The sequence below is a fragment of the Vibrio sp. 397 genome, from assembly GCF_033339395.1.
GTDB lineage: Bacteria > Pseudomonadota > Gammaproteobacteria > Enterobacterales > Vibrionaceae > Vibrio > Vibrio alginolyticus.
In genome coordinates this window covers 73,444-98,457 of sequence record NZ_JAWOUN010000005.1, presented here as the reverse complement: position 1 = coordinate 98,457, position 25,014 = coordinate 73,444, and the positions used below count along the sequence as shown (strand labels likewise).

21 protein-coding genes are annotated in these 25,014 nt (G+C 46.1%); 11 read left to right on the top strand and 10 right to left on the bottom strand.

The features are described from left to right. Positions 1–6: 6 nt before the first annotated feature. Positions 7–933 (bottom strand): type II secretion system protein GspC, encoded by a 927-nt coding sequence (gene gspC / locus R7P36_RS10080; protein ID WP_318122111.1) that lies wholly within the window; start codon positions 931–933, stop codon positions 7–9. Positions 934–1,186: 253 nt separating this feature from the next. Here gspC and hslR point away from each other — a divergent pair, with 253 nt between their 5' ends. The 4 genes from hslR (at position 1,187) to R7P36_RS10060 (ending at position 6,753) form a co-directional block, all read left to right on the top strand. Beyond that, complete coding sequence (gene hslR / locus R7P36_RS10075; protein WP_005379292.1) at positions 1,187–1,573, top strand: ribosome-associated heat shock protein Hsp15; 387 nt, start codon at positions 1,187–1,189, stop codon at positions 1,571–1,573. 31 nt (positions 1,574–1,604) lie between these two features. After that, on the top strand, positions 1,605–2,480 hold the full coding sequence (gene hslO, locus R7P36_RS10070) for an Hsp33 family molecular chaperone HslO (protein ID WP_005379290.1): 876 nt from the start codon (positions 1,605–1,607) through the stop codon (positions 2,478–2,480). Positions 2,481–2,816: 336 nt separating this feature from the next. Beyond that, positions 2,817–4,445 carry a phosphoenolpyruvate carboxykinase (ATP) gene (pckA, locus tag R7P36_RS10065; protein WP_053307278.1) on the top strand — a complete coding sequence of 543 codons (1,629 nt, stop codon included), beginning with the start codon at positions 2,817–2,819 and terminating at the stop codon, positions 4,443–4,445. 190 nt (positions 4,446–4,635) lie between these two features. After that, positions 4,636–6,753: an AsmA family protein gene (locus R7P36_RS10060; protein ID WP_213899386.1), complete on the top strand. Its 2,118-nt coding sequence runs from the start codon at positions 4,636–4,638 to the stop codon at positions 6,751–6,753. Here R7P36_RS10060 and R7P36_RS10055 read toward each other — a convergent pair. The 3 genes from R7P36_RS10055 to R7P36_RS10045 form a co-directional block, all read right to left on the bottom strand. Further along, complete coding sequence (locus R7P36_RS10055; RefSeq protein WP_005379283.1) at positions 6,739–7,656, bottom strand: bifunctional GNAT family N-acetyltransferase/hotdog fold thioesterase; 918 nt, start codon at positions 7,654–7,656, stop codon at positions 6,739–6,741. The two genes, R7P36_RS10060 and R7P36_RS10055, sit on opposite strands and share 15 nt — an antisense overlap. A 106-nt stretch (positions 7,657–7,762) precedes the next feature. Continuing rightward, positions 7,763–8,197, bottom strand: coding sequence for a D-aminoacyl-tRNA deacylase (dtd, locus tag R7P36_RS10050; RefSeq protein ID WP_005379282.1), 435 nt, complete (start codon positions 8,195–8,197; stop codon positions 7,763–7,765). Further along, entirely contained in the window at positions 8,169–9,113 is a 945-nt protein-coding gene (locus tag R7P36_RS10045; RefSeq protein WP_033905908.1) for a virulence factor BrkB family protein, read from the bottom strand. The genes dtd and R7P36_RS10045 overlap by 29 nt, the downstream gene beginning before the upstream one ends. Positions 9,114–9,147: 34 nt before the next feature. Between R7P36_RS10045 and R7P36_RS10040 the strand changes: the two genes are divergently transcribed. After that, positions 9,148–9,789: a DUF2959 domain-containing protein gene (locus R7P36_RS10040; protein WP_005382972.1), complete on the top strand. Its 642-nt coding sequence runs from the start codon at positions 9,148–9,150 to the stop codon at positions 9,787–9,789. Between the two features lie 31 nt (positions 9,790–9,820). On the opposite strand, the gene R7P36_RS10035 is transcribed toward R7P36_RS10040, so the two are convergent. Together R7P36_RS10035 and typA are read right to left on the bottom strand one after the other, a co-directional pair. Then, on the bottom strand, positions 9,821–10,363 hold the full coding sequence (locus tag R7P36_RS10035; RefSeq protein WP_065275007.1) for an AAA family ATPase: 543 nt from the start codon (positions 10,361–10,363) through the stop codon (positions 9,821–9,823). Between the two features lie 72 nt (positions 10,364–10,435). Continuing rightward, entirely contained in the window at positions 10,436–12,265 is a 1,830-nt protein-coding gene (typA, locus tag R7P36_RS10030; protein ID WP_005379276.1) for a translational GTPase TypA, read from the bottom strand. Positions 12,266–12,795: 530 nt separating this feature from the next. Between typA and glnA the strand changes: the two genes are divergently transcribed. From glnA to add, 6 genes are all read left to right on the top strand, one after another. Next, positions 12,796–14,205, top strand: coding sequence for a glutamate--ammonia ligase (glnA, locus tag R7P36_RS10025; protein WP_005379275.1), 1,410 nt, complete (start codon positions 12,796–12,798; stop codon positions 14,203–14,205). 196 nt (positions 14,206–14,401) lie between these two features. Then, a complete protein-coding gene (locus tag R7P36_RS10020; RefSeq protein WP_170890695.1) occupies positions 14,402–14,983 on the top strand; it encodes a DUF4124 domain-containing protein in 582 nt (193 codons plus the stop codon). Positions 14,984–15,116: 133 nt separating this feature from the next. Beyond that, the gene (gene glnL, locus R7P36_RS10015; RefSeq protein WP_017821940.1) at positions 15,117–16,163 is read left to right on the top strand and encodes a nitrogen regulation protein NR(II); all 1,047 of its coding nucleotides are present in this window, start codon (positions 15,117–15,119) and stop codon (positions 16,161–16,163) included. A 57-nt stretch (positions 16,164–16,220) separates the two neighbouring features. Then, complete coding sequence (gene glnG, locus R7P36_RS10010) at positions 16,221–17,624, top strand: nitrogen regulation protein NR(I) (RefSeq protein ID WP_005379267.1); 1,404 nt, start codon at positions 16,221–16,223, stop codon at positions 17,622–17,624. A 102-nt stretch (positions 17,625–17,726) separates the two neighbouring features. Beyond that, positions 17,727–20,273: an EAL domain-containing protein gene (locus R7P36_RS10005; RefSeq protein ID WP_213899385.1), complete on the top strand. Its 2,547-nt coding sequence runs from the start codon at positions 17,727–17,729 to the stop codon at positions 20,271–20,273. A 147-nt stretch (positions 20,274–20,420) separates the two neighbouring features. Continuing rightward, positions 20,421–21,425, top strand: coding sequence for an adenosine deaminase (gene add, locus R7P36_RS10000; protein ID WP_042522594.1), 1,005 nt, complete (start codon positions 20,421–20,423; stop codon positions 21,423–21,425). Positions 21,426–21,494: 69 nt separating this feature from the next. Here the strand turns inward: add and hemN are convergent, their stop codons facing one another. From hemN to R7P36_RS09980, 4 genes are all read right to left on the bottom strand, one after another. Beyond that, positions 21,495–22,886, bottom strand: a complete 1,392-nt coding sequence (hemN, locus tag R7P36_RS09995) for an oxygen-independent coproporphyrinogen III oxidase (protein ID WP_017635016.1) — start codon at positions 22,884–22,886, stop codon at positions 21,495–21,497. A 184-nt stretch (positions 22,887–23,070) separates the two neighbouring features. Then, positions 23,071–23,559, bottom strand: a complete 489-nt coding sequence (locus R7P36_RS09990; RefSeq protein ID WP_005379254.1) for a DUF2489 domain-containing protein — start codon at positions 23,557–23,559, stop codon at positions 23,071–23,073. A gap of 7 nt (positions 23,560–23,566) precedes the next feature. Next, positions 23,567–24,109: a Der GTPase-activating protein YihI gene (yihI, locus tag R7P36_RS09985; RefSeq protein WP_005379252.1), complete on the bottom strand. Its 543-nt coding sequence runs from the start codon at positions 24,107–24,109 to the stop codon at positions 23,567–23,569. After that, positions 24,109–24,747 carry a class I SAM-dependent methyltransferase gene (locus R7P36_RS09980; protein ID WP_005379250.1) on the bottom strand — a complete coding sequence of 213 codons (639 nt, stop codon included), beginning with the start codon at positions 24,745–24,747 and terminating at the stop codon, positions 24,109–24,111. The genes yihI and R7P36_RS09980 overlap by 1 nt, the downstream gene beginning before the upstream one ends. Positions 24,748–25,014 lie beyond the last annotated feature (267 nt).

Below are 25,014 nucleotides of genomic sequence, written 5' to 3'. Positions count from 1 at the left end.
TAAGTCTTACAATTGGATATAGATATCGTACTGTTGGCCGTCTCGCTCAACAGTTAAATTTAATTCTTGCGGATCGCTCATCACTTGCATCAGTTGTACTGAAGAAGACGGGTCACTTAAATCGATCCCGTTCAGTTGAACCGCAATATCGCCAGGTTGTAGCCCTACATCATTAAATAATGCGGCATCACGACCAGGTAATACTCGATAACCAACAATGTCTCCGTCTTTTTTGACGGGTGAAATGGTGATGTATTTAAAAACGCTTTGTGGATCTTTCGCAATTTCCTCGCGGATTTGCTCTAATTTCTCTCCAACGTCAGACGTCGCTGCTTCTGCTCGCTGAGCTTGCGCCCTAGCTACCTGCGGCGATTCAGATAGCTTCTTATATTCTATACCTTCCATCATTAAGGTCTCGTCTCGACCTTGGTTATCAATGATGACGCGATCCACCAATACCGCTTTTAGTGTCGCACGTGTCCCTTCGATTTCTTCACCCAAACCGTACGTAGCTTGCTTACCTCGGTTAGCAATAACAGCAAGGCTGGTGTTGGCATCACTACTTGCAACCGCACCGACCAGCGTAAGGTTAAGGCGCGTCTTAGGGGCGTCTTTAACAATAGGCAGTTCTACAACCGCCGCTTTTTGCTCAGTGTATTTACCGAATAGGTTGGCATTCTGAAGGGCATTAAAATCTATCGCGTCGCCTTTATTGCTCGCAGCAACGCTACTCGCCGATGGACGCCATTGCGGCACTTCCGACGATTGAGGTATGGCTAACCACACAATTTTGCCAAGTATCCATCCGGTTATCGCAATAAACAGACAGGTAAGCAACAAGCTAAGTTTGGCTTGAATGGTATAATGATTGGACTTGATCTGAGCCAGTAGCGGTCTGCTTGATAATCCTGCACTTAGCTCTAAACGTTTCACTGAATGGATTCCTTTATTCTAACGTCCGTCATTTAAGCTATAACGATAGCTATCGACTTTAAATTGCTAAATTTGCAATAAAATTATTACTCAACAAAGAGCAGTGAACTATATCACAAGTTGTCTTTCATACCTTTTTCTTATGCAGTTTTTGCCAACTCCCTTGAAAAAAATACGCCTTGACTCCATCTGTAGGTGAATAATCCATCACTCATTGCCGTATTCGGGCAGTGATTAGATAGCGTAGTGTTCTATGAGTTCCCTAAATGAAGCCGTTAGGCTAGATAAATGGCTATGGGCCGCAAGATTTTACAAAACCCGCTCCATCGCGCGTAACATGGTCGATGGCGGTAAAGTCCACTATAATGGCCAACGAAGCAAGCCGAGTAAAATCGTTGAAGTGGGCGCTGAAGTCAGACTTCGTCAAGGCAACGAAGAAAAAATCGTGATCATCGAACAAATCTCAGATCAACGCCGAGGCGCTCCCATCGCACAAACCTTATATCGCGAAACCAATGAGAGTATCGCGAAACGTGAGGAACACGCGACTCAACGTAAGCTTAATGCCCACAACCCAAGTCCGGAACGCCGCCCAGATAAAAAGCAGCGCAGAGACATCATTAAGTTCAAACACCAATAAAAGCCGGAATTACCAACGAGGAAAGCACTCCATGGCAAATAATGTTTTAAACCGCTACCTATTCGAAGATCTTTCAGTACGTGGCGAGTTGGTACAATTGGATGAAGCGTACCAACGTGTTATCTCCAGCAAGGAATATCCGGCAGCAATAGAGAAACTGCTGGGTGAGCTACTCGTTTCAACTACTCTTTTAACTGCCACTCTTAAGTTCGAAGGTTCGATCACCATCCAGCTACAAGGCGACGGTCCTGTGTCTCTTGCCGTTATCAACGGTGACCATAACCAACGTGTTCGTGGCGTAGCTCGCTGGGAAGGCGATGTTGCCGATGACGCAAACATTCACGATCTAATGGGTAAGGGCTACCTTGTGATCACCATCGAACCGAAAAACGGCGAGCGTTACCAAGGCGTCGTTGGATTAGAAGGTGACACTTTAGCAGAAGTGCTAGAAGGCTACTTTGCAAACTCAGAGCAGTTAAAAACGCGCCTATGGATCCGCACTGGTGAGCATGAAGGCAAAGCACACGCAGCAGGTATGTTGATTCAAGTGATCCCTGACGGCACTGGCTCTCCAGATGATTTCGAACATCTAGAGCAGCTCACTGATACAGTAAAAGATGAAGAATTGTTTGGTTTAGAAGCGAACGAGTTATTGTATCGACTATATAACCAAGACAAAGTACGTCTGTACGAGCCGCAACCTGTCGAGTTCCATTGTGGCTGTTCTCGTGAGCGTAGCGGTGCAGCAATCATCACCGTTGAGAAAGCTGAAATTTATGACATTTTGGCAGAAGTTGGATCAGTTTCTTTACATTGTGATTACTGTGGCACAACTTATACGTTCGACGAATCTGAAGTCACTGAACTGTATGCACAAGCTTCTACAGACAAGAAAACCCTGCATTAATTTACATAGCTTATCAAGCACGTAATTTACCCTACAAAAGGCCAGCTTAATGCTGGCCTTTTTGTGATCAACCCCTCGTAATAACTAGCCTCAAGCGTAATAAAACAACTGCTTAATTTTAAACAATTAATAATGATTTTGCCCTAGCGCAAAGGATTGCGTGCACGATAGACTATTCCCACCAATATGTGACGGGTTACCTAAAACCTTATTGAAATCATGGGTAAATTTTGAGCTATCTCCCTGTTTTCTCCCCGCCCCGTTGCTAGCATGGTGAGCAGATTAAAATTAAAACATTCTTACAAAATCCCTACAAAATCCTTATAAGGAGCACCTATGACCGTTATGGAACATACTAAGGCTGCAACACTTGATCTAACCAAGCACGGACTGCATAACGTAAAAGAGGTTATTCGCAACCCAAGCTACGAAATGTTGTTTGAGGAAGAAACGCGTGAAGACCTAACCGGTTATGAGCGCGGCGTGGTTACTGAACTAGGTGCGGTTGCCGTTGACACTGGCATCTTTACTGGTCGCTCACCAAAAGATAAATATATCGTCAAAGACGCTACGACAGAAGAACATATGTGGTGGACGTCTGATCAAGTGAAAAATGATAACAAACCAATCACTCCTGAAGTGTGGGACGAGCTAAAAGAACTGGTCACAAACCAGCTTTCTAACAAACGCTTGTTTGTTGTTGACGGTTACTGTGGTGCAAACCCAGATACACGTTTGAGCATTCGTGTTATCACAGAAGTCGCATGGCAAGCGCACTTCGTTAAAAACATGTTTATTCGCCCGACGGAAGAAGAGTTAGCGATATTTGAACCAGACTTCGTAGTAATGAATGGCGCAAAATGCACTAATCCAAAATGGGAAGAGCAAGGCCTGAACTCAGAAAACTTCACCGTATTTAACCTAACCGAGCGCATGCAACTTATCGGTGGTACTTGGTACGGCGGTGAAATGAAGAAAGGTATGTTCGCCATGATGAACTACTTCCTTCCACTAAAAGACATCGCATCAATGCACTGTAGCGCTAACATGGGCAAAGATGGCGATGTAGCGGTATTCTTCGGTCTATCTGGTACGGGTAAAACGACCCTGTCGACTGATCCTAAACGTGCGCTAATTGGTGATGATGAGCACGGCTGGGATGATGACGGTGTCTTCAACTTCGAAGGTGGTTGTTACGCAAAAACCATCAAACTTTCGAAAGAAGCGGAGCCGGACATCTACAACGCAATTCGTCGTGATGCACTGCTAGAAAACGTAACAGTACGTGGCGATGGCTCTATCGATTTTGATGATGGTTCGAAAACAGAAAACACACGTGTTTCTTACCCTATCTACCATATCGATAATATCGTTAAGCCAGTATCAAAAGGCGGTCACGCGAATAAAGTGATCTTCCTATCAGCCGATGCATTTGGCGTACTGCCTCCAGTATCTAAATTGACACCTGAGCAAACTAAGTACCACTTCCTGTCTGGCTTTACCGCCAAACTAGCGGGAACAGAGCGCGGTATTACTGAGCCAACACCAACTTTCTCTGCTTGTTTCGGCGCGGCGTTCCTAACGCTCCACCCAACAAAATACGCGGAAGTACTGGTAAAACGCATGGAAGCAGCGGGCGCTGAGGCTTACCTAGTGAATACTGGTTGGAACGGCACTGGCAAACGTATCTCTATTCAAGATACACGCGGAATTATTGATGCCATTCTTGATGGTTCGATTGAAGAAGCACCAACTAAGCACATTCCAATCTTCAACCTTGAAGTACCAACGTCACTACCAGGTGTGGATCCTAGCATTCTAGACCCTCGCGACACGTACGTTGACCCACTTCAGTGGGAAAGCAAAGCGAAAGATTTAGCAGCGCGCTTTATCAATAACTTTGATAAGTACACAGACAACGCTGAAGGTAAATCTCTGGTTGCGGCTGGTCCTCAGATTGATTAAATCGAGTAACAGCGACGTCGCGTAAACGCAGTGAAAAGTTGGCATTAACTTATCACCTTTACGTAGGCCAAGTTACAAAAATTGCTTCAAGCCCCTCTTTTGAGGGGCTTTTTATTGAATACCACAGAATATTGATACAAGCTAAAGCCTATCTAGTTTTATTTCATAACACACGTAGGTTCTAGCAAAGATGAAAACAGCGCGTCGAGTTCTACTTCTGTTACTGGTTATCTTAGTTGCCATTCCAGCCGCTACGATTGCGCTGCTAACAACATCTTACGCGGACGCAACCTGGCGCTTGCTGTCAAACACCTTTTCTCTTCCTTTCCGGGCCGAAAGCGTGCGTTATGGCTTTCCCTATCACCTAACTTTACAACGCGTGAACACCAGCGGAGACGATGCGTCTTACATCGAGCAAGTCGATTTATGGATGAATCCCGATGTTTATCGCGATGGTAAATGGATCGTTGATAGTTTATTGATTGATGGTATGAGCTTGCAGTATGGCGCACCAAAGCTCCCAGCTTTAGATAACGTTTTATTCCATCAAATCGCGCTCAAAAATATTGATTACGCCGACGAGCAGTTCTCTGCCAATGGCATTGATATTCAAATTCAATCACCACAATGGAATGGTCAGTTAATACCATATGGCGAAGTTCAACTTGCGGCCGACCAACTCTATTGGAATGGCGAAGCCTTTAATCAAGTCTTAGTCGATATAGACTACAAACCGCAAGACAGTACGCTTTATGGCACCTCTTTTAACTGGCGTAACAGTCAAATATCTGGGCAAGGGGAGCAGTATCCTCAAGGCTGGTCTTTAGTAAATGTGACCATCAACAAGCTGAAACTGAGTAATACGCAGCGCCAATCACTGCTTGCAAAACCTTGGCACGATCTACCATTTAACATTAATCATATTAATAGCTTAGATTTGCTTAACGCCGATATTGAATGGGGCGACTGGCACTGGCAGAACTTGGATCTTTCTGTGGAAAACGCCACACTGCCACTGTCTCTCTGGAAGACAAAAGCTCAAGTGTCATTGCAGGCGGATAGCGTTCGATTCCAGCAGCAAACCGCAATAGAGCCACGTTTGAGTGCCGCTATCGAGCCAGGAGTAATCCAGCTCAACGAGCTCAGCTTAGATTGGCAGCAAGGTCGAGTGCAAGTTTCTGGATTGTTCACGCCAACACAATGGAAGCTCAAAGAAGCCTCTATTCAAGGCCTCAAGTGGGCAATACAGCCAGAAGACAACCTAAATTGGTGGCACGCCGCCACCAGCGAGTTAGAGCATGTTGCAATCGAACGACTCGACATTGAGCGCAGCCAAATTATCCAGCTATCTCACGAACCTTATTGGCAGCTTTCCGGTTTAAATATCGAAGGGCAACAGCTTGATATTAAACAGTCGGCTCAACGTTGGGGCCTTTGGCAAGGCGAATTGGAAGTCAGCGTTGTCAACGCCAGCTATGACCAAATACTCACGTCTCACGCAGCACTTGCCATGCAAAGCAAAGATGGCTTTTGGCAATTGACTCGCCTTTTTGCGCCACTCGAGCAAGGCTACGTAGAAGGCATCGGACAAATAGATTTGAGTACCCCGAGCCAACCTTGGGCGCTCAACGTCAATGCTGATGGTATTCCCTTATCGCTCTTCCACGATTATTTTTTACCCGACACACTGGCTATTGATGGTTTTTCCGATCTCAGCCTCGATCTACAAGGGTTATCAGGTGATCGCAACATGCTGGCCTACAGCTTATCGGGTGAAGTGGAAGCCAATCTCCGAGATACCCGCTTGAAGTCCCAAGCGGATCATTCGCTCAAAGCCATTACCTTAAGTCCACTGCGTTTAAGCGCGCAACGAGGGGAAGTTGCCATAAAGCCGGTCACCATCTCAGGAAAAGCCATAAGTGGTAAGGTTTGGGGAACATTTGATATGGCCAACAACCCGCTAAGTGGCATTACTTATCAATTGGAAGAGTCGTGCGGAAACATTGAAGGCGATCTACTAAGTGGCAAAACCCACCGTAATGAATGCGTGAACGCATCAAAACTGGCCGAGCCTACTGATATTGAGACTCCACAGAAAAATGAACCTTCCATCGAGCAGCCAATCGTAATTGATAACATCAATTTGGAGACTCAAGAGGAAGAGCTTTACGAAGAAGTTATCGAAGAAGATGAAGTACCCGACACGAATTCCGCAGCAGAACAAACCCTCTCACCGACAGAGCAAGAAGGTGAAACAGATAAGCGCCCAGCAGATCAGTCGGCGCTTACCCCATCAGCAACTGAGTAACTGCGAGTAGTTCGGTATCAGCATATAGGTACCGACAAAATCAACAGCTGGCGTGTCACCACTATAAATCACTACGTGAATAACGATGCGTGCTTTGCGTCCCGACTCCAATCGGTCTAGGTCACCACTGATCCCATCCAACGAAGTACTCGCCACGGGGTTTTGTTCGACTGGTTGACGATAGCGAATCGAGCTGTCGGCCAACACAATATCACCGTGCAGCCCACGCTCTTTAAGCAGCAGCCACGTCATCCCCCACCCTGTCAGGGTTGCTAAGGTAAAAGCTGACCCAGCGAACATGGTGTTATGCGGATTAAGGTTAGGATTAAGCTGCGCACAGCATTCAAACTGGTAACCCGTGTACTGGTTAATCTTGATCCCCATTTTGTCGCTAATTGGGATTTGTTGCTCCCAGCGCTGTTGAAGCTCAGTACACCATTCAGGGCGACGTAACACATTGGCCATCGGATCCAGTTGCTTCACCATTTGCTGATGGCGCACAGGGCCACGCTCATCGGTCAGCTCACCTCGACGCTCAAAGCCATTTTTTTCATAAAAGGCGATGGCATCTTCACGGGCATTACACACCAAGCGTTTCGCTCCTTCCTGGCGTGCTAACGACTCTAGTGCAACCAAAACCAGCGAACCCATCCCTTTGCTACGGCGATTATTTTTAACCGCCATATAGCGGATCTGGCCATCATTGTCCGGCGTAATGTATAAACGGCCAATCGCCATAGGACGACCTCGACCATCAACAATCATGCGGTGATGACTCATTTCGTCGTATTCATCGCGCTCTGAGCCGATCGGCATACGCCATGGCTCACGAAGCAGTTGCCAGCGAAACTGATAATACTTGTTTATCTGATTATCGGTTTTGGGAGTAATGAGTTTGAACATATCAATCCTTTGAAAGCACAACACTAATCAGTGTCGGAAAAATTACTCCAAGCCAATTCCATGAGCTTGGAGTTAAAGCTTAGACTATGGCGCCTGTGTTACCAGATTAGACCTGCAACCAAAACGTCACAGGACCGTCATTCACCAAGGACACTTTCATATCGGCAGCGAAGCGGCCACGCTGTGTGGGTAAGACTTCTTCACACAAGTCAGAAAAGTAATCATACAAGCGCTCTGCATCAACAGGATGCGCACCACGAGAAAAGCCAGCTCGCGTGCCTTTTTTTGTATCCGCAGGCAGCGTAAATTGAGAAACCACCAGCACTTTACCTTCCACCTGTTTAACGTTCAGGTTCATCTTGCCTTCGTCATCTTCGAACACACGGTAGGTTGTAACACGCTCCATTAAACGCTTTGCTTTAGCTTCATCGTCGTCCTTCTCTACGCCCAATAAGACCAGCAGACCACGATCAATTTCTCCTACGACTTCACCATCCACGCGGACGGCTGCTTCACTGACTCGTTGAATTAGCGCTATCACTACTCTCGCTTCCTTCATCTGTTAACTGAGATTCAGCGGTCGAGTGTATCATGTCTAAATCTTCACTCCAGTGCTCTCGCTCACCAAGCGCAGCCGTAACTTCCGCCCCCAATAACACGATCATCCAGCATAAATACACCCAAACAAATAAGATAGGAATCGCCGCTAACGCGCCGTAGATGAGCTGATAAGACGGAAACTGAGTGATGTAAAGCGCAAAGCCTTTTTTACTCAACTCGAACAGTATCGCGGCGACTGCTGCCCCCATGGCACCATGAGCGAGGTGTACTTTTTTATTCGGCACTAGAATATACAAGCCAAGAAAAGCAAAAAAGGACAGCAACAACGGTAGCCAACGCAGAAATAAATTAAACGCACCAGATAATGTCTCGTTCTCTAAAATTTGCAGCGAAGTCACGTACGACGTCGCCGCAATACTCGCACCGACCATGATCGGCCCTAACGTGAGTACCATCCAATACATAGAGAATGAAAAGACTAAACGGCGCTTGTCTTTAACTCGCCAAATGTAGTTTAAGTTCTTATCAATGTTGGAAATCAGCATGACCGCTGCGATGAATAAAAACCCACCGCCAACCGCGCTCATTTTGCCCGTATTCGCCACAAATTCCTGTAATGCCGTATGTACAGCTTCTCCAGAAGCTGGCACAAAATTCTCAATAATGTAGCCTTGCAGCACCTCACCAACGTTCGCAAAAACGGGAAATTTCGACAATATTGATAACAATACCGTCAGCATTGGCACAATAGACAACAAGGTAATGTAGGCAAGATAGCCCGCGTTCACATTCACACGGTCATGCGTTAATCGCTTAAGAAGGTACGTAAAAAACGCGACGCAACTTGGCAGTAGATTGATTAATCTCGCCTTGTAACTCTCTGATAACTGGTTCATAGTTCATCCCATAATTAGCGCCGAGGACATAAGAATGCCTTATTTATTAGCAATTGTACTATCAATTTTCACTTTAACAGGGTGTCAATCTGCTTATTACTCAGCAATGGAGCAGGTTGGGTATCATAAACGAGATATTATGGTCGACCGCGTCGAAGATGCCAAAGAATCTCAACAAGATGCACAAGAAGAATTCACCAGTGCACTTGAAGCCTTGTCTGCGATCACCAACTTTGATGGTGGTGAGCTAGAAAATGTCTACAACAACATCAATGACAAATACGAAGATAGCGAAAAAGCGGCTCAAGACGTACGTGACCGTATTGCTGCGATTGAAGACGTATCCGGCGCACTGTTTGATGAGTGGCAAGATGAGCTAGAGCTGTACTCGAGTGCGAAACTGCGTCGTTCAAGCGAGCAAAAGCTACGTGAAACCAAAGCCTCGTACAAAACCATGCTTAGCGCTATGAAGCGTGCAGAGAAAAAGATGACACCGGTACTGGATACGCTGCGTGACAACACGTTGTACTTAAAACACAACCTTAACGCCAGTGCGATTGGTTCTTTGCAAGGTGAGTTCTCTAGCTTAGAGAAAGACATTCAGTTTGCGATCAAACAAATGAACGAAGCGATTGCAGAGTCCGATAAATTCCTACAAAAGCTCAATCAAAAGTAAATGATTTAGACCTCCTCCTAGTGAGGAGGTTTTAGTCGGCGACCTTACCGAGTAAACCGATGACTCTTCGAACAAAGCCTACCCTCTCTGGCACAGTTCCCCATGGCACTTCTACCACTTCATAACCCAACTCAGTATAGACACTCACTAACGACTGATGAATCTCCAATGCTTCTTCAAAGCTGTGCGGACGCACTTCATCTTGTACGTAAATGGATGCTTCAGGTCGACAAGTAAACACCTGACTATGGTACCCAGCGCTTTCGGTTAAGAAAGCTTGGTCAACCTTACAGCCGCCCACTTGTAGGTATGCAATGATGTCGGGGATGGCGCGATCAACAAACGCAACATCATGACAACGCGCATCACTCTTTTGTTTGTCCATCAACCCAAGGCATAACTTGGCAAACTCAGGTAAATTCGTCCACGGCAAAATACCATTTTCTAACTGGCTTTGCTGCTCAATCAAGTCGCGAGACCCTTCAGGAAACGTGGCGTAACCACACGCGTCTAGCGCATTCAGCAGTGTTGTTTTTCCCGCACCAGGCCCACCGGTGATAATAATCGGGTTCATATTCAACTCCAGAAAACAAAAAGCCCCGAGCATAACTCGAGGCTTCTTCTTAATTGAATCGCTTAACGAAAATTATTTCGCGCCACGAGAAGCACGCTTACGGTCGCTTTCCGTTAGGAACTTCTTACGGATACGGATGCTTTCAGGCGTTACTTCTACTAGCTCGTCGTCATCGATGAATTCTAGTGCTTGCTCAAGAGTCATCTTGATTGGCGGAGTAAGAACCTGTGCGTCATCGGTACCTGATGCACGAACGTTGGTTAGCTGCTTACCTTTCAGTGCGTTTACCGTTAGGTCGTTGTCACGGCTGTGAATACCGATAACCATACCTTCGTAAACTTCAACACCGTGACCGATAAATAGACGACCACGCTCTTGAAGGTTGAACAGTGCGTTAGTTAGCGCTTTACCCATCGCGTTCGCGATTAGTACACCGTTTACACGTTGACCGATGTTACCGCCTTTGTGAGGGCCGTAGTGATCAAACGTATGGTAAAGAAGACCTGAACCTGAAGTCAGTGTCATGAATTCCGTTTGAAAACCGATCAGACCACGTGATGGCATAACGAAGTCCATACGCACACGACCTTTACCGTCTGGAGACATGTCTTTCAGCTCACCTTTACGTAGGCCGATGTTCTCCATGATGCCGCCTTGATGCTCTTCCATTACGTCGATCGTTACAGTCTCGAACGGTTCCATCAACTGACCATCTTCTTCTTTGATGATTACTTCTGGACGAGATACTGCTAGCTCAAAGCCTTCACGACGCATGTTTTCGATCAGGATAGAAAGGTGAAGTTCACCACGACCTGATACGCGGAATTTATCTGGATCGTCTGTTTGCTCAACGCGTAGTGCAACGTTGTGTACCAATTCCTTCTCAAGACGCTCAAGGATGTTACGTGACGTTACGAACTTACCTTCTTTACCCGCGAATGGAGACGTGTTTACTTGGAACGTCATTGTTACTGTTGGTTCATCAACAGACAATGGTGGTAATGCTTCTACTGCGTTTTGTGCACAGATAGTGTCAGAAATTTTCAGCTCGCCAAGACCAGTGATTGCGATGATATCACCCGCGTTAGCTTGTTCCACTTCGTGACGCTCTAGGCCAAGGTAGCCCATTACTGTACCCACTTTACCGTTGCGAGTTTTACCGTCAGCACCAATAATGGTTACCTGCTGGTTTGGTTTAACGCTACCACGAGTTACGCGAGCCACGCCGATAACACCAACGTAAGAGCTGTAGTCTAGCTGAGAAACTTGCATCTGTAGTGGACCATCAAGGTCAACATTTGGCGCGTCAACAACATCAACGATAGTTTGGAATAGTGGTTCCATGTTCTCGCCAGTTTCGCCTTCTTCTAGAGAAGCCCAACCGTTAAGTGCAGATGCGTAAACTACTTTAAAGTCTAGCTGGTCATCAGTTGCACCTAAGTTGTCGAATAGATCGAACACTTGGTCCATAACCCAATCAGGACGTGCACCAGGGCGGTCAATCTTGTTGATTACAACGATTGGTTTTAAACCGTGAGCAAACGCTTTTTGTGTTACGAAACGCGTTTGAGGCATTGGACCATCAACAGCGTCAACGATAAGTAGTACAGAGTCTACCATCGACATGATACGCTCAACTTCACCACCGAAGTCCGCGTGTCCCGGAGTATCTACGATGTTGATACGGTAATCGTTCCAGTCGATTGCTGTGTTTTTAGCAAGAATGGTAATACCGCGCTCTTTCTCGATGTCGTTCGAGTCCATGACTCGCTCTTCAGCTTCACCGCGAGACTCAAGCGTGCCTGATTGTTGTAGCAGCTTGTCAACCAACGTGGTTTTACCGTGGTCAACGTGCGCGATGATCGCGATATTTCTTAATTTATCAATCTGTGGAGTAGCCATGGATATTGATTCACTTAGATAGATGAAATGCCCCCACGCTGAGAACGGGTGCTCTCTGGCGACATTTGCTGATTAAAAAAACGGCCATAATGTACCAGATTTTAGCAAAAAGCCTAGAAATATGTGATCTACTCCCGAGCATTTCTGCGATTTTTACGCTTAATGCCCATTTTCTTCCTCAGAACGAATTGATTAAACGCAACTTTATTCTAATCGATGCATAATTCAAATTGACTCTTGCTCAAAAACTGGGCTGAATACGCAATGTACCTGTCACATTATGGTGCAACAATGATTTTTGGCACCATAATAGTGCAAGCAAAGATCATTTTGGTGCAAGCAAGTGCACCAAACTAGCATTCAAAAACACAATTGCTTGAAATTAATGGAATATTTTTTTTGGCACGGTTTTGGCTTTAGTTAAAACAGCATCGATTAATGAAAAGTCAAATTGATTAATCAATGCCAGGTTTCATGAATAATTCATAAATCGAGCTTTTACCGCTTATTAACACTGGAGGTTATCCAAGATGTCAGTAGAAAACGTTCTATCGCTGATCCAAGAAAACGAAGTTAAGTTTGTTGACCTACGCTTCACTGATACAAAAGGTAAAGAGCAGCACATTTCGATCCCTGCTCACCAAATCGACGCAGACTTCTTCGAAGAAGGTAAAATGTTCGATGGTTCATCAGTTGCTGGCTGGAAAGGTATCAACGAATCAGACATGGTAATGATGCCTGACGCATCTTCTGCTGTGCTTGACCCATTCACGGAAGACGCAACACTAAATATCCGTTGTGACATCTTAGAGCCTGCAACAATGCAAGGCTACGACCGTGACCCACGCTCTATCGCAAAACGCGCTGAAGACTTCATGCGTTCTACAGGTGTTGCAGATACTGTACTTATCGGTCCTGAACCAGAATTCTTCCTATTTGATGACGTGAAGTTCTCGACAGACATGTCAGGCTCTTTCTTCAAAATCGACGACGTAGAAGCGGCATGGAACACAGGTTCTGACTACGAAGAAGGTAACAAAGGTCACCGTCCAGGCGTTAAAGGTGGTTACTTCCCAGTAGCTCCAGTAGATTCATCTCAAGACATCCGTTCTGCTATGTGTCTAGTAATGGAAGAAATGGGTCTTGTTGTTGAAGCGCACCACCACGAAGTGGCAACGGCGGGTCAAAACGAAATCGCAACTCGTTTCAACACGCTAACAACCAAAGCTGACGAAATCCAAATCTACAAGTACGTTGTACACAACGTTGCTCACGCGTTTGGTAAAACAGCGACGTTTATGCCTAAACCACTTGTTGGCGACAACGGCAGCGGTATGCACGTTCACCAGTCTCTAGCAAAAGATGGCGTAAACCTATTTGCTGGTGACAAGTACGGCGGTCTATCTGAAATGGCGCTTTACTACATCGGTGGTATCATCAAACACGCTCGTGCAATCAACGCATTCGCTAACCCATCAACAAACTCGTACAAACGTCTTGTACCAGGCTTCGAAGCACCAGTAATGCTAGCTTACTCAGCGCGTAACCGCTCTGCTTCAATCCGTATCCCAGTGGTACCAAGCCCGAAAGCACGTCGTATCGAAGTTCGTTTCGGTGACCCAGCGGCGAACCCATACCTATGTTTCGCAGCAATGCTTATGGCTGGTCTTGACGGTATCAAGAATAAGATCCACCCAGGCGAAGCGATGGATAAAGACCTTTACGATCTTCCAGCTGAAGAAGCAGCAGAAATCCCAACTGTTGCATACTCACTAAAAGACGCGCTAGCAGAGCTAGATGCTGATCGTGAGTTCTTAACAGCGGGCGGCGTATTCTCTGACGACTTCATCGATTCATACATCGACCTTAAGTCTCAGGACGTAGAACGTGTGAACATGACAACTCACCCTGTTGAGTTCGAACTTTACTACTCTGTGTAAGGTCGACACTGTGTAAAATGTAAACACAGCAATAAAATATTAGGCTCGCCTCGCAGGCGGGCCTTTTTTGTATTCGCCAGTCAAGCTTCGACGTTTAACATGAGGGGATAATAAAAATACGCTTAGAATTTTTTCCTTACAGGTCAAAGAGCTAAGCCATTGAAACGTGAAATCATCGAACAAGAGAAGGTGAGCAATGAAAGTTCAGCTTATTCCATCACTGTGTGCACTCAGCGGATTGTTAATCGCCTCTATCGCCTTCGCGCAGGTCGCGTATACGTGGGTAGATGAAAATGGCGTGGTTCACTTTAGTGATACGCCAAACAAAGGAGCAAAAGCGATCGCACTGCCAAACCTTGAAGCCAGCGCACCAGCTCCTGAGGTAGAAAGTACTGAATCGCTCGCACCTCAGACTACGCCATCTACTGCATCACAAAACAAGCCAGAGAAAACAACCGAGAAGCCTCTCCCATTACAACTCTCGATGCTGACTCCCAAGCACAACGAGACCATCCGCAGTAATCGAGGCATCATCAATATTCAATTAGAAACCAATCGCAAGCTTGGTATCGGTGAGCAATTGCAATTGTTACTCGATGGAAAACCTTATGGTGCACCACAAAACCATATAGTGTGGCAGTTAAACAATATTGACCGAGGCACTCACACACTTGCTGTGCACGCGAAAAGAAGCGGCAAGCTTATTGCATCTACTAGCCCTATAACGGTGCATTTACATAAAGCAAGTGTTAAGCCGACCGTAAAAGGGGCAAAATAGAATATCTGGTGAAAAAAAATCACATCACAGCGATGCTTTTCACTTTTTCTTCTAAGATTTATTCGCCATACTTAACGTTCAATTGCACCATTATTGTGCATCGCACAATCTTAAAGCAAAACAAGGACGTAATGTGGATACCAGTCTTCCTAGTGCCATTCTCAACAATATGGTGACAGCAACGCTGATTCTTGATGATGGATTGGCCATCCGTTATGCCAATCCGGCTGCCGAATTGCTGTTTTCTCAAAGCGCCAAACGAATTATTGAACAATCACTTTCTCAATTGATTCAGCATGCGTCGCTGGATCTCGCGCTGCTCACTCAACCGTTGCAAAGTGGCCAAAGCATCACCGACAGTGACGTCACTTTCGTTGTTGATGGCCGCCCTTTAATGCTAGAGGTGACGGTTAGCCCTATCACTTGGCAAAAGCAGTTAATGCTTCTGGTCGAGATGCGCAAAATTGATCAGCAGCGCCGACTCTCTCAAGAACTGAACCAACACGCCCAACAACAAGCGGCGAAGCTGTTAGTCCGAGGGCTTGCACATGAGATCAAAAATCCGCTTGGCGGCTTACGCGGTGCGGCGCAATTGTTAGAAAAAATGCTGCCAGAGCCCTCTCTCACCGAATATACACACATCATCATTGAGCAAGCAGACCGTTTAAGGGCGCTCGTGGATCGATTACTAGGACCGCAGAAGCCAGGTAAGAAGACACAAGAGAATCTGCACCAAATTCTTGAAAAGGTTCGCCAACTGGTTGAATTAGAGTCACAACGCTCAATCATCATTGAACGAGATTATGACCCAAGCTTGCCAGAGATTTTGATGGATACAGACCAAATCGAGCAGGCAATGCTTAATATCGTCAGCAACGCCGCACAAATTCTTAGCCATCAAGAACACGGGAAAATAACCATTCGCACCAGAACGGTGCATCAAGCCAATATTCACGGCAAACGCTGTAAACTCGCTGCTCGTGTCGAAATCACAGACAACGGCCCAGGTATTCCACCGGAACTACAAGACACGCTGTTCTATCCCATGGTCAGTGGCCGCGAGGGAGGAACTGGATTAGGGCTATCTATTTCGCAAAATTTGATCGACCAGCACAATGGAAAAATAGACGTAGAAAGCTGGCCTGGTCACACAACATTTACTATTTATCTGCCGATCTGATTGCGCTAATGGACTTCAAGTCGCGTCAGTTTTTCGGTTTGCTGCAAGGATTACTACATGAGTAAAGGATATGTTTGGGTCGTTGATGACGACAGTTCAATTCGCTGGGTAATGGAGAAAACGCTCTCCTCTGCCAACATCAAATGTGAAACCTATGCCGATGGAGAAAGCGTGTTAATGGCGCTCGAACGCGAAGTGCCGGATGTTCTAGTATCAGACATTCGCATGCCAGGTATTGATGGGTTGGAGCTACTAAAACAAGTACAGCGCGATTACCCAGACCTTCCCGTGATTATCATGACCGCGCATTCAGATTTAGATGCGGCAGTGAATGCGTACCAAAAAGGTGCTTTTGAATATTTACCAAAACCTTTTGATATTGATGAAACTTTAACTCTGGTTGAACGAGCCATTGCACACAGCCACGAAAACAAACGCGAGCAGCTCTCTCCAGAAGACATTCCAGCAGAAACGCCTGAAATTATCGGTGAAGCACCAGCGATGCAAGAGGTGTTTCGCGCCATTGGTCGTCTTTCTCGCTCCTCTATTTCAGTCTTGATTAACGGTGAATCGGGCACGGGTAAAGAACTCGTTGCTCATGCACTGCACCGTCACAGTCCACGTGCTAACAAACCTTTCATTGCGCTCAATATGGCGGCGATTCCCAAAGACTTGATTGAATCAGAACTGTTTGGCCACGAAAAAGGCGCGTTTACGGGAGCAAACAATGTTCGTCAAGGACGATTCGAACAAGCCAATGGCGGCACTCTATTTTTAGACGAAATCGGCGACATGCCATTAGACATTCAAACTCGTTTACTACGCGTTCTAGCTGACGGGCAGTTTTATCGAGTGGGCGGTCACTCTCCGATCAGTGTCGATGTACGAATTGTCGCGGCAACACACCAGAACTTAGAAAAGCTGGTGCACGAAGGTGACTTCCGTGAGGACCTATTTCATCGCTTAAACGTGATTCGCGTTCAGATCCCGGCACTGCGTGAGCGTAAGCAAGACATTGAAAAGCTTACACAGCATTTTCTTATCCGTGCGGCTGATGAGCTTGGTGTGGAAACAAAAACTCTCCACCCGTCGACCGTGGAGATTCTTAACCGCCTTGATTGGCCTGGCAACGTTCGTCAATTAGAGAATATTTGCCGTTGGTTAACCGTTATGGCCAGTGGTAGCGAAGTGTTACCAAATGACTTGCCAAGCGAACTACTCGAAGAGAAAAAATCCATTTCAGACTCTGCACATGGTAGTTGGCAAGAACAATTGGCGGATTGGGCACGGCATTCACTCGCAGCAGGAGATAAAGAACTACTTTCTTACGCTTTACCAGAATTTGAACGCATTTTATTAGAAGCAGCCTTAGAGCACACTAAAGGTCATAAGCAAGATGCCGCTAAAGTATTAGGCTGGGGGCGAAATACACTCACCAGAAAATTAAAAGAATTGTACTGACAATCACTTACGTGGTGCGTTAACAACGAGCGTCGTTTGTCACTCGATATTAATAAAAACATCAGTACAATTGTGGCGCACCACCATCTATGTGATTAGGCGATGTCTACTGCTACGACTCAAATTACACTGCGTACTGCTGTTCTGATTCCATTTGTCATGATCTTCTTACTGGCGATCGGTGTCATTGTCTACGTCCAAAAACAAAGTTACGAAGAAGTGGTCACGGATATCAGTGACAAGCAACTTTCCGCGTTAACCGAAAGTGTCCACGACCACCTCAATAGCTATCTACGTAAGCCTTTTACTGCGGTTATGGCTCTCGCGCACAACGTCAGCTATCACAACCTTTATCGCCCTCACGATACCTCAGACATTCAAAACTACCTGCTAAGTGCATTCAAAAATCTTTACCAATCGATACCGCAGTTGGATGTAATCGCATTTGGTTCAGAAAACGGCGACTTTGCAGGCTTTCGCCGCGAACTTTCCGACGATTACACCTTAATGGTGCAAGATCGCCACACCGATGGTGATCTGGTTATTTATGGAACCAACCATGTGAGTAACAACATTCGAACGGTTATCTCCCAATACGATCCTCGCACTCGCCCATGGTATAAGCCCGTTGCGGAGAGCCAAAACGCCACTTGGTCTGAAATTTATACCAACGCTGATGAACGCCAGGATATTACGCTATCAGCCATGACGCCGGTGTACAAACACGACCAATTTGCTGGTGTTTTGGTGACAGACATTCGTATCAATACATTCAACGAATTCCTGCGCGAGTTAAAATACAACACTAAAGCGTCGGTCTACATCATGGACCCAGATCATCGTTTAATCGCTCACTCAGGCCCGGGAAGCGTCATCTCATGGGGCACAAAATTTTCGGATAAAGGGCAGCGTTTGCTTGCCGCTGAAAACGCAGACCCGATCATCAAAATCAGTGCGAGCCGCGTCCGGTCTTTCGATCTCAACAACACCAAGCAACCTTATACTTTTTCATTTGAACATGATGGCCAACGTATTTTCAGTCGGCTAACCCCGTATCGAGACCAAGACGGCTTAACATGGTTTATTGGCACCTCCATTTCGGAGTCCGAGCTTCTCGGCCTGTTACCGAAAAGCCAGCAAGAGAGCTGGCTCGTTGGCATTATTGTAAGCCTATTTGGGATCGCCATCAGTTGGATCATTTTCAACCGAGTTACCAGACCAATTAACGCGACGGCCGCCGCCGCTCAGCACCTGGCAAATGGGGATTGGGATAGCGGCATGCCAAAGCCTGGTTATGTGTATGAGACAACCGTACTGGTCCATGCTTTTAATGAAATGGCGAACAATCTAAGAGCTTCATTCAAAGCATTGCGTGAACAGTTGGTTTATGACTCTCTGACACGCTTATATAGTCGTCAGGGTTTGGTCGAAATCTGTGAAAATCAGTCTCATCTTTGTCACGGCAGTTTATTTTTACTTGGCATCAACAAATTTAGAGATATCAACGACAGTGTGGGTCATCACAACGGCGACCAGTTGTTGGTCAGCATCGCTAAAAGGTTAAAACAGCAGTTTCGTGACAACGCATTATTGGCTCGGATTGGTGGTGACGAATTCGCGGTGTTTCTCTCAAATGTCGACACGGAAACCAAAATTAAACAAACCGAGCGTCGATTACAGCAACTCTTTTCCACCCCATTTATGGTGGAAGGCGAGAATGTAGTGATGAAGATTTCACTTGGTATTGTACAAACCCAGCCAAACGAAACCATGCCTTTATGGTTACGCAACGCCAGCATCGCATTAAGTTACGCCAAACAAGACTCACTGACTGGTGTTTGTCACTACAGCCCAGAACTAGCGAGCGCTTCAAAGTTTCGTACACAAATGCTGACCAAGATCCAAACTGGCATTGAAAACCGAGAGTTTATTCCTCATTACCAACCGATTGTGGATCTCGTCAGTGGCACAGTGTGTGGCGCCGAAGCACTTGCGCGTTGGCATAGCGACTCAGGTATGGTGTCACCATTAGATTTTATCCCAATCGCGGAAGAAAGCGGCATGATCAAAGCCATCGGCCAACAGATTCTGTTACAAGCTTGTCGCGACACTTACCAAGCGATCGAAAGCAAACAGTGGCCGTCGGACTTCCAACTGCATGTGAATATCTCCGTTAATCAACTATCTTGCCCAAGTTTTGTTGATACGGTGACAAGCGTATTGGATATCACGAAATTACCAGCAAGTAACCTCACACTAGAGATCACAGAATCACGTATCATTGATAGCGCACCGACCACACTAGAAAATATGACTAAACTGCGTGAAATGGGTATTGGTATCGCGATAGATGACTTTGGCACCGGCTACTCATCACTGGGTTACCTCCACTCTCTGCCGTTTACCTGCTTGAAGATTGATCGCACCTTCATCAATCAACTCACACAAGAAAACTTAAACAGTTCAGTCGTCGCTGCCGTCATCAATATCACAGCAGGTCTCAAAACTAATGTCGTCGCGGAAGGTGTCGAGGATAGCAATCAAGCACAATTACTGCGCTCTTTAGGCTGTAATCAGGTGCAAGGCTTCTACTACAGCCGCCCTATGCCACTAGAAGAATGGCCAACACATTTGGTGAACATGAAGTAGAAAAGAGCGAGAATCGTTGATTTCCTAGTCATCCTCTACTGACAATCTACCCAACTGTTATTTATACTTAACTGCAAATCTTACCCATGTATTGTCACAGATGATGTTTGGGCCCTGTTCCAGTTCATAACTATCCGGATCGACAAAATGATAACGAAGAACCTTCCTCTTACTGATTTGCACCGTCACCTCGACGGTAACATTCGTACTAAAACGATTCTTGAGCTAGGCCAAAAGTTTGGCATTGCCCTACCAGCGTACGATATTGAGTCTCTCACTCCTCACGTTCAAATTGTCGAAGCGGAACCCTCTCTTGTTGCTTTCCTTTCTAAGCTCGACTGGGGTGTTGCTGTACTGGGCGATCTAGATGCGTGTCGTCGTGTCGCGTACGAAAACGTAGAAGACGCGCTAAACGCACAAATCGATTACGCAGAGCTGCGTTTCTCTCCTTACTACATGGCGATGAAACACAAACTACCAGTAGCGGGGGTTGTTGAAGCCGTCGTGGACGGTGTGCAAGCGGGTATGCGCGATTTTGGCGTGAAAGCCAACCTGATCGGTATCATGAGTCGTACATTTGGTACTGACGCATGTCAACAAGAACTGGACGGCATTCTGAGCCAGAAAGATCACATCGTTGCCGTCGACCTTGCGGGTGACGAGCTAGGCCAACCGGGTGATCGCTTTGTGTCTCACTTCAAGCAAGTACGCGATGCTGGCCTTGGGGTAACGGTCCATGCTGGTGAAGCAGCAGGTGCAGAGAGCATGTGGCAAGCAATCAATGAGCTAGGCGCAACTCGTATCGGTCACGGCGTAAAAGCGATTCACGATCCAAAACTGATGGATTACCTAGCAGAAAACCGCATTGGTATTGAATCTTGCCTGACGTCAAACTACCAAACAAGTACGGTAGAAACGCTAGAAAACCACCCTCTCAAGCAGTTCCTAGAGCATGGCGTTCTTGCGTGTCTTAACACTGACGATCCAGCGGTTGAAGGTATCGAACTGCCATACGAATACGAAGTAGCGGCACCAGCCGCTGGTCTGAGCCAAGACCAGATTCGCCAAGCGCAAATCAATGGCCTTGAGATTGCGTTCCTTTCAGAAGCAGAAAAAGCGGAACTGAAAGAAAAAGTAAAAGATCGCGCTTAAATCCAGCGAAAACATAAAAAAATGCCAGCATCTGCTGGCATTTTTTATATCTTGAATCTGTATCTCGGATTAAATAACACGAGAGAATTGTTGCTGACGCGCCTTCGCTCGCAGGTACTTATCGAAGCTCATACAAATATTACGGATCAGCAAACGACCTCGCAGCGTCACACGAATTTCATTGTCATCCACTTCCACCAGCTCATCGTTGATGAAGGTCTGAAGTAGCTGTAAGTCTTCTTTAAAGTACTGATCAAACTTCACTTTAAACTCAGACTCAATGGCTTTCTTGTCTAACTTGAAGTTACAAATCAGCTGCTTAATCACTTCACGACGGAGCAAATCATCAGAGTCCAGCGAGACCCCTTTCCATAGAGCGTGACGAAGTTCGTTGACTTGAGCGTAGTATTTCTTCAGCTCTTTCTGGTTTTGCGCGTACGCATCGCCGATCATCGAGATTGCAGAAACACCAAAGCCAACCAAGTCACATTCACCTTGTGTGGTGTAGCCTTGGAAATTGCGATGCAAAATACCTTCGCGCTGGGCAACAGCAAGTTCATCGTCCGGCAAAGCAAAGTGGTCCATACCGATAAATTGGTAGCCAGCACCAGTCAGTGTCGCGATGGTGTCTTGCAGAATCGCCATCTTCTCCTCTGCTTTTGGCAGGTCTTCGTCTTTAATCTTACGCTGCGCTGCAAATAGCTGTGGCATGTGCGCGTAGTTAAACACGGATAGACGGCCCGGCTGCATCTCTAGCACTTGTTCTAGAGTCTTGGCAAAAGATTCTTTGGTCTGCTTCGGTAAACCGTAAATCAAATCTAGGTTCGTCGAACGAAAGCCTAACTCTTTTGCGCGCGCAACCATCGCAACGATGAACTCTTCATCTTGCTCACGATTCACCAGTTTTTGCACTTCTTTGTTGAAGTCCTGCACACCGATGCTCAAGCGATTGAAGCCTTCACTACGCAGATGATCCAGCATGGTCAGCTCGATTTCACGCGGGTCAACCTCGATACTGATTTCAGCATCGCTACTAAAAGTAAACTCTTGGCGTAGCAGGCTCATTACACGCGTGATTTGCTTTTCAGAGAGAAACGTCGGTGTACCACCACCAAAATGCAATTGCGTCACGGTGCGACCAACAAGTAATGCAGCACGTTGACGAATTTCGTGTTCAAGCACGTCGAGGTATTCATCCGCTTTGTGCGAGTGGCGCGTAATGACTTTATTACATCCACAGTAGTAACAAAGCTTGTGACAGAACGGAATGTGTACGTACAGCGATAATGGGCGTTCTGGGTATTGAGTGCATGCCATATCATAATCAGAAATGGTGAACGCTTCATGAAACTCCAGCGCCGTTGGGTACGACGTATAACGAGGCCCGGAATAGTTGTACTTATCCAATACCGCTTGATCCCAGACGATTTGCTGTTTCGATTCAGTGTGTTGATTCGACATGGTGGTACTTTCCGTTAAATGCTAGGGCAACGAAAGCCGTCACCCGATATTCAGAGCCGCTATTTTGCCATACGACGATGACAAGCGTGGCAACGCCGACTGGCTTTTTAAGTATAAAACTAAAGAAGTGCTAGCGTGATCACGATACCCCCATTAGTCATAAGGAGACTATTGGGGGTCGCGCTTAAATCATCTGAATATTGATTTGATTATTCAGTGGCTGGACGTTTTTCTGCAACACTTTGAGCTCCTCAATAATCGCATCAGTGAGGCGGCTTTCCGCTTTATGACGCGTCAAGTTCTGTTGCATACGCTCTTTCTTGGCAAGTTGTTGGCGTTCTTCGCCACGCGCCATATCTTTCACTATGTGGTAAAGCTCAGAAATCGCAGGGTACGTTTTATCGAAATCAACGCGGTCTTCACCTTGTACATAATCCATGATGTTATACACACGGATACTGATTTCAGATAAATCGCACTGCCCTTGAATGCCCGCCTGACACAAGGTATGCACATTCTCAAAAATGTTGGCGTTACGTTTGTCTATCGCCAATTTTTGATGCTTCAGCTGCAATTCCTTTTGCTTTTTCAATTGAAGCAGAAGGTAACCTGCATAAGAAGCGAGTGCGATGATAATCACAACACCAGCAATAGCTAATAAGGTTACATTCATAGCTTAATTATCCTTTATAGTCGTCGAAATTAATGTCGTCGAAATCTGCCAGCAAGTCATCATCGTTGCGCGTGCTTTTCTCAGCAGGTGCAGTGAAGTCTTCCTCTTCTTCAGGTTCCAACAAACCTAGTTGGTCCATTAGCTTCTCAATGCGATCGAGTTTCTCATCGACGAATTTCTGTAGACCTGTGCCCAGGTTTTCACCCGCTTCAATACGGTCTAGCAACACGTTCAATTGCGCGTCATTTTCTAGCATCTCTAGTTCTTGCTCTGCCGACAAACGACGCTCTTGCTTCGTCATTTTCTTCGCAGGTTCAACAATCAGAGGTATTTTCTTTTTGCTGCCTAAGCGCGGGTCGCGATTTTGTGCAGCAGCTTGCTTTTTCTGCTCGTTAACTTCTGAGTTACGGTTACCCGTTTTCAGACCTTTACGCTTTTTAGCACGCTTGCGTAAGCGGCCTTCCACATCAGATTCTGTACGGTTACGAGTTACAACAAACTCAGGTGCACCAGCGGCACCCGGTTTTCTAGATTTTTTACTACGGCTCATTACTGGGGTTTCCTCAGTAAAATTACATCATTACCAATAAATTCGAGTTCGAGCTTATCCCGCTCTGCTAGGAACTGGAACGTGTCACGACTAAAGAACACTACGTGAGTGAGATCGTTCTTATAATGCCATGATTTGAAAGCCTCCACGTCGATGACCATTTTCGTCATCAGGCCTATCCAGCCCCCTGGCTTAACTAAATTCAACCATTGCTTCCACACCAAATCTGGGTGGTAGAGGTGCTCTATCACCTCTGTTGCTGTCATGAAGTCGTACGTTTTTTCTAAAACCGACGTATCAGGGTGGTAGTAGAGATCGTACAACGCCATGTTGTGCCCCGCCTCTTCCAGCATCAAGGAGAGCGTTGGGCCAGGACCACAACCAAAGTCAATACCATTTGATTGTGGAGAAATTCGCTCTGTGATCGGGTCAGCAATACGCGACAAAAAGCGTCGGTAACCCAAATCATCGGGGTTGTTCTCATGCAAATCATAGTGAGCTTTTTCGCTTTCCGCATCCAAACGTTGGTCTGGATTTACGAATACCAAGCTGCACTGCTCACATTGAAGATATTCACGACGCTTATCTTCAAAATAATGGTGAGTGCGCTGATTTTGGCATAAAGGACAGGTATGCATGCTGACTTCCTCAAACAGGGATGCGAAACATACCAGAAAGTGAACTCGGATTGGAGTGTTGTTGAGTATTTTTTCAGCAATTTTTGTTAAAAAACTTTGTTTACAACCTATAAAGCTAAATAAGTGCAGTAATATCAATTCAAGTTACGACTGAGCAAGTCAACGGATATAAAAAAAGCGACAGTCAGACTGTCGCTTTCTAAGTGCCATCAATTGGCGAAACTGTGTTGCACACATTTGGTGCACCAATGATCCCTTTGTTTTTAG

Bases quoted from the DNA above. Each gene is read 5' to 3' on its own strand.
- hslR (WP_005379292.1), top strand. From the start codon at position 1,187: ATGAGTTCCCTAAATGAAGCCGTTAGGCTAGATAAATGGCTATGGGCC.
- hslO (WP_005379290.1), top strand. From the start codon at position 1,605: ATGGCAAATAATGTTTTAAACCGCTACCTATTCGAAGATCTTTCAGTA.
- pckA (WP_053307278.1), top strand. From the start codon at position 2,817: ATGACCGTTATGGAACATACTAAGGCTGCAACACTTGATCTAACCAAG.
- R7P36_RS10060 (WP_213899386.1), top strand. From the start codon at position 4,636: ATGAAAACAGCGCGTCGAGTTCTACTTCTGTTACTGGTTATCTTAGTT.
- R7P36_RS10055 (WP_005379283.1), bottom strand. From the start codon at position 7,656: ATGTTCAAACTCATTACTCCCAAAACCGATAATCAGATAAACAAGTAT.
- R7P36_RS10045 (WP_033905908.1), bottom strand. From the start codon at position 9,113: ATGAACCAGTTATCAGAGAGTTACAAGGCGAGATTAATCAATCTACTG.
- R7P36_RS10040 (WP_005382972.1), top strand. From the start codon at position 9,148: ATGCCTTATTTATTAGCAATTGTACTATCAATTTTCACTTTAACAGGG.
- R7P36_RS10035 (WP_065275007.1), bottom strand. From the start codon at position 10,363: ATGAACCCGATTATTATCACCGGTGGGCCTGGTGCGGGAAAAACAACA.
- typA (WP_005379276.1), bottom strand. From the start codon at position 12,265: ATGGCTACTCCACAGATTGATAAATTAAGAAATATCGCGATCATCGCG.
- glnA (WP_005379275.1), top strand. From the start codon at position 12,796: ATGTCAGTAGAAAACGTTCTATCGCTGATCCAAGAAAACGAAGTTAAG.
- R7P36_RS10020 (WP_170890695.1), top strand. From the start codon at position 14,402: ATGAAAGTTCAGCTTATTCCATCACTGTGTGCACTCAGCGGATTGTTA.
- glnG (WP_005379267.1), top strand. From the start codon at position 16,221: ATGAGTAAAGGATATGTTTGGGTCGTTGATGACGACAGTTCAATTCGC.
- R7P36_RS10005 (WP_213899385.1), top strand. From the start codon at position 17,727: ATGTCTACTGCTACGACTCAAATTACACTGCGTACTGCTGTTCTGATT.
- add (WP_042522594.1), top strand. From the start codon at position 20,421: ATGATAACGAAGAACCTTCCTCTTACTGATTTGCACCGTCACCTCGAC.
- hemN (WP_017635016.1), bottom strand. From the start codon at position 22,886: ATGTCGAATCAACACACTGAATCGAAACAGCAAATCGTCTGGGATCAA.
- R7P36_RS09990 (WP_005379254.1), bottom strand. From the start codon at position 23,559: ATGAATGTAACCTTATTAGCTATTGCTGGTGTTGTGATTATCATCGCA.
- yihI (WP_005379252.1), bottom strand. From the start codon at position 24,109: ATGAGCCGTAGTAAAAAATCTAGAAAACCGGGTGCCGCTGGTGCACCT.
- R7P36_RS09980 (WP_005379250.1), bottom strand. From the start codon at position 24,747: ATGCATACCTGTCCTTTATGCCAAAATCAGCGCACTCACCATTATTTT.